The sequence below is a fragment of the Amycolatopsis rhizosphaerae genome (assembly GCF_007713715.1).
Classification (GTDB): Bacteria; Actinomycetota; Actinomycetes; order Mycobacteriales; family Pseudonocardiaceae; genus Amycolatopsis_E; species Amycolatopsis_E rhizosphaerae.
Genome location: NZ_VJWX01000487.1, coordinates 1 through 5327, shown reverse-complemented (window position 1 = coordinate 5327; position 5327 = coordinate 1). Strand labels below are relative to the sequence as shown.

The 5327-nt window shown below is 72.9% G+C and carries 1 protein-coding gene; it reads right to left on the bottom strand.

The features are described from left to right. Positions 1–56 precede the first annotated feature (56 nt). Positions 57–5327: ATP-binding protein (locus tag FNH05_RS31275; protein WP_144592455.1), on the bottom strand; the 5271-nt coding region annotated here is incomplete at its 5' end.

Sequence of the window (5327 nt, the reverse complement as noted above, 5' to 3'; positions counted from 1 at the left end):
CCTCACCCCCGGCCGGAGGGACTGGGGCAAGCCGTGAAGGGCCCCCTCACGCCCTCTCAGGAGTAGTGCCGCTCGATGGTTTCGATGATGCGCGGGCGGAGTTCGGCGGCGCTGACGATGGCGTCCACCGAGCCGACCTGCACGGCACGCTGGATGCTGTGCACGCCGTCGAACTCGGCCGCCACCTCGCTGAGCTTCTCGGCCCGCACCGAGGTGCGCACCTCGGCCAGTTCGGTCACCAGTGCCGCCCGCTCCCCGTCGGGCACCGACCGCAGCCGCGTCTCCAGCCCGGCCACCCGGGGATCGTTCGCGGTGCGGCTGTTGACCTCACCGGCGAAGACCACGGCCGCGGCGGGGGCACCGCCGATCACCGAGGCGAACGAGCCGTCCACGGCCAGCACGGTCATGTCCGGGTTGAGTGCCTTGGAGAACACCACGAACGCCCCGCCGTGGTACCGGGAGATCACGCAGAACACGATCGGGCCACGGAAGTTCACGATGGCCCTGCCGATCTCCGCGCCGTACTCCAGTTGCAGCTCCCGCATCGATTCCGGCGAACCGTCGAAGCCCGACAGGTTCGCCAGCACCACCAACGGCCGGTTCCCGCTGGCCGCGTTGATCGCGCGCGCCGCCTTCTTCGACGAACGCGGGAACAGCGTGCCCGCGGTGTAGGTGTCGGGCCCGTCGGTGGGCGGGAAACCGCGGCGCGGCACCGACCGCGACTCGATCCCCAGCAGGCACACCGGCCAGCCGCCCAGGTGCACGTCCTGGACCACCGCGGTCTCCGCGTCCGCCATGCCCGCCCAGCGCTCCAGGATCGGGTGGTCCTGGTCGGCCACCGCCCGCATCACCGTGCGGATGTCGAAGGCCTTCTTGCGGTCGGGGTTGGTCTCCCGCGCGAAGATCTCGCCGACGGTGGTGAAGTCCGTCCCGGTCACCGCGTGCGGGTAGGGCGAGATGTCGCGGTCGGCCGGGTCGCTGGTCGTGGCCCGGCGCGGCGCCGACTCGCCCGGCGCGATGTAGGTGTGGTCGTAGTGCTGCATCAGCACGTCACGGGCACCGGCGAGGTCCGGCGCCCAGTACTGGGCCTGGCCGTTGGGCCCCATCACCCGGTCGTAGCCGCCGATACCGAAGTTGTCCTCGGCGGACACACCGCCCGAGAAGTCCAGCGACTGCTTGCCGGTGAGCACCATGGCCGAATCGGGCGTCATGACGAGGATGCCCTTGGTGTGCATCAGCATCGTGGCCTCGGCGTTCCAGTACGGCTGGGCACCGACGGTGATCCCGGCGACCACGATGTTGATCTCGCCGCCGTCCTGGGTGAAGTGCACGATGCGCTTGAGTGCGGCGGCCACCCAGTCCATGTTCTCGGTGCCGGAGTCCATCGCGATCCGGGCGCCCGCCGACAGCGCGAACCACTCCAGCGGCACCCGCATCCGCTCGGCCAGGTCGAGCGCGGCGATCACCCGGGAGCACTCCGGCTCGGACAGCGCGCCCAGTGCCTTGGTGGGATCGCCGAAGAGCACCACGCGGGCCACGCCCTCGGGGTGCCGCTCGGTGGGCGTGCGCACGACCCCGGCCACGATGCCCGCCTTGTTCCGTCCCTTCGGCCGGTCGACCGGCACCAGCGCGCCCGTGTCGTCGAGGTCGTGCTCGACGAACGAGCCGTGCGGCCCGGCCAGCATTTCGGTGAGCTCGTAGGGGTAGACGGTGTCACGGCGGCGGGCGCTGAGCACCTTCTGCCCGTAGTCGTCCAGCGGCTGGATCAGCTCGGTGGTCGGCTCGGTGACCTCGACCCGGACCCCGGCACCCGCCTGGTAGGAGATCCGCACCGCGACCTCGCGCAGTTCACCGGTCTCACGGTCACGCTGGCGGCCCAGGAACAGGACCTCCTCCAGCCCGGCGCCCGCCGTGGTGGGCAGTACCCGCTGCGCGACGGTCCTGAGCTCGGACATGGCCAGCTCGCTCGGCGGCCACACATAGAGGAAGACCCGGTTGCTGTCCAGCCGCTTCTTCGCCGGCCTCTGGGCCTGGACCTTGCGGATCGCGTCGAGGCAGGCTTCGAGCGCGCCTTCCACCGCGGGCAGCGCGATCAGCCTTCCTTCGGTGTCGCGCAGCGGGGTGAGGTCGCGGACCTGGGCCATCGCGACGAGCCGTTCGTCGGCCGGGTTCTTCGGCGCCACGCAGCGGAACAGGTAGACGTCCTCGTCGGCCGACGGCAGCCGGGTGCGGTCGAAGTTGCTCAGCCGCTGCAGTTCCAGGCGGCGCGCGATCATCGGGTGCAGGCCGCGGATGAGCACGTCCTCGCTGAACCCGTTCCCGGCGCGCTCGAAGGTGAAGTGGTGGTGCATGGCGGTGCCGCTGCTGCCGGCGACCGTCGTGGTCACCCGCTTCAGCCGGGCGGGCAGTTCCGCCGCGGCCAGCACCTCGCCGAGGCGGGCGGCCATCGTCTCGGGCGCGGCGGGCTGGTCGCGCCAGTCGAGGTAGACGTCGGCCACCGCTTCGCCGTCCCCGTCACCCGCCGCTTCGGCGACCGCGGTCAGCAGCGCGCCCAGTTCGGCGAACCGCCCGGCGGTGGCCAGCAACTGGAAACGCGCGCCGTCGAGGTCGTAGCCGGCGGTGAAGAACGGGCGCTGCCCGGCCTGGAAGCAGCGGGCGCCCACCGAGCCGCGGTTGGCGTAGTAGCGGCGGCTCAGCACCTCCAGCAGCGGGCAGGGATCCGCCCCCGGCCTGCCGATGCGCTGACCGAGCAGCCGGACCAGCGGTTCGGGGCTGGCCACCATGTCGGCGATGCGCTCGGCGCGGTCCGCGGCGTCCGGATGCGCGTCGAGGTGGCGCAGGTGCGCACGGACGCGTGCGTAGACCTCGGCGCGGTTGCGCCGCAGCATCGGCTGCGCGAACCAGCGGAACACCACGCTGCGCGCGAGGTCGGCCACCACCGGGAAACGGCGCTGGGTGGCCAGGATCAGGTGTTCCAGCGCGTACCCGGTGACCTCGCGCAGGCTGCTGCCGGGCGGCGGCTCGGTGAGCCAGCGCTGCAGCAGCGCGCTGATCACGGTGACGTCGGAGGCCAGCCGCTGCTGGGCGAGGAAGATCCGGAAGACCGCCTCCTCCAGCGCCGGGGTCCGCTCCAGTTCGGTGACCCCGTAGTGCGCGAGCACCCGCGACAGGCGCTGCTGGAAGGTGGCCGTGAGCCCGGCCCGTTCCACGTCCAGGCTCCGCAGGTAGGTGTGGAAGAACTCGCGCGGGCTGTGCACCCGGGTGTCGGCCTTGGACTCCTCGCCCGCGGGCCGGTTGCGGCTCAGCTCGGCGAGGTCGGCGAACACCTGCAGCAGCCCGACCTCCTCCTCCAGCGGGCGGCGGGTGAGCTCGTCGCGGGCGCCGAGGTACCCGGCGAGCGCGCGGCCCTCGTCCCGCGGGTCGAGGTCGAACCCGAGCAGAAGGCTGCGCAGGTCCTCCAGACCCCGCGCCAGTCGCTGCTCCGGCTCGCCGTGGGCGGGGGCGGGCGGCAGGGCGAGATCCACTCCGGCCTCGGCGGCCTCCGCCGCCGCGCCGTCGCCGTCTCCGAGCGGCTCCAGCCGCAGCAGCGGCGCGCCGGTCTCCACCTGGCTGCCCACCGAGACCAGGCATTCGCGCAGGCGGGCCTTGAACGGGGCCCGCAGGACGGTCTCCATCTTCATGCTTTCCAGCACCAGCACCGGGGCCCCGGCCTCGACCTCGTCGCCCGCGGCGAGCGGGGTGGCCACCACCAGCGCCGGGGCGGGCGAGCGCATCGTGCCGCCCTCGTCCCGGCTGACGCGGTGCGTGACGCCGTCCACCTCGACCAGGTGGATCGGCCCGTGCGCACCGGACACCAGCCGGAACCGGGTGCCGTTCACGGTGATCTGGCCGGTGTGCGGGCCGAACCGCTCCACGGTGGCGTCGATCTCGTCGAGCCGGTCTCCGGAGGCGATCCCGACCCGGAACCGGCCGGGGCCGGTGCGCGCGACCGTGACGCGGTAGCCCGCGCCCCGCAGCTTCAGTTCGATCGCGCGGCCGACCTCGTGCTGCACCTGCGGGCGGCCACCGTGCGCGGTGGACAGCAGGCGCTGCCGCTCGACCTCTTCCTCGTCCTCGTAGGCCGCGATCCCGGCGGCGGCCAGCGCGACGCCGGAGTGCCGGGTCTGCACCAGCCTGCCGTCGGCGCGGACGCGGTCGATCCAGCCGGTGTCGGCCTCGCCGCTGATCACCTCGGGCTGGTCGAGCAGGTCGAGCAGGAAGCTCTTGTTGGTGGTGCCGCCCTCGATGAGGACGGTGGTCTGGGCCAGCGCGCGGCGGAGCCGGGCGAGCGCCTCGTCGCGGGTGCGGCCGTAGGCGATGATCTTGGCGATCATCGAGTCGAAGTCGGCGGGGATGGTGTCGCCCTCGCTGACGCCGGTATCGACGCGGATGCCGGGCCCGGCGGGCAGGTCGAGCAGCACGATGCGGCCCGGGGCCGGGGCGAAGTCCCGGTCCGGGTCTTCGGCGTTGAGCCGCGCCTCGACCGCGTGCCCGTTCTCGGCGGGCGCGGCCCCGGCGAGCGGACCGCCCGCCGCCACCTGCAACTGGGCCTTGACCAGGTCGAAGTCGGTGGTCTCCTCGGTGATCGGGTGCTCAACCTGGAGCCGGGTGTTGACCTCGAGGAAGGCGAACAGCCGCTCGCCCGGGTGGTACAGGAATTCGACGGTGCCCGCCCCGCGGTAGTCCACGGCCAGCGCGAGCCGTTCGGCGGCGGCCTTGAGCTCGCGCGCCTGCTCGGGCCCCAGCACCGGCGAGGACGACTCCTCGATCACCTTCTGGTTGCGGCGCTGCGCCGAGCAGTCCCGCACACCGAGTGCCCAGGCGGTGCCCTGCCCGTCGGCGATGATCTGGACCTCCACGTGGCGGGCGCCGGTCACCAGGCGCTCGAGGAAGACCACACCGCTGCCGAAGGCGCGTTCGGCCTCCAGGCTGGTGCGTTCGAAGGCCTCCCGCAGTTCGTCCTCCGAGCGCACGACGCGGATGCCTCGCCCGCCACCGCCCGCGGTGGCCTTGAGCATCAGCGGGTAGCCGATCTCGCGCGCCGACGCGAGGGCCGCGTCGAGGTCGGGCACCGCCCCGCGGCTCCACGGGGCGACCGGGACACCGACCTCCTCGGCGATCAGCTTCGCGCCGATCTTGTCACCGAGCTTGCGCATCGCCTCGGCGCTGGGCCCGATGAAGGTCACCCCCAGCTTGTCGCACAGTTCGGCGAAGGCGGGGTCCTCGGCTACGAAACCCCAGCCCACCCAGACCGCGTCCGCCTTCGTCTCGGTCAGCGCGCGCTTCAG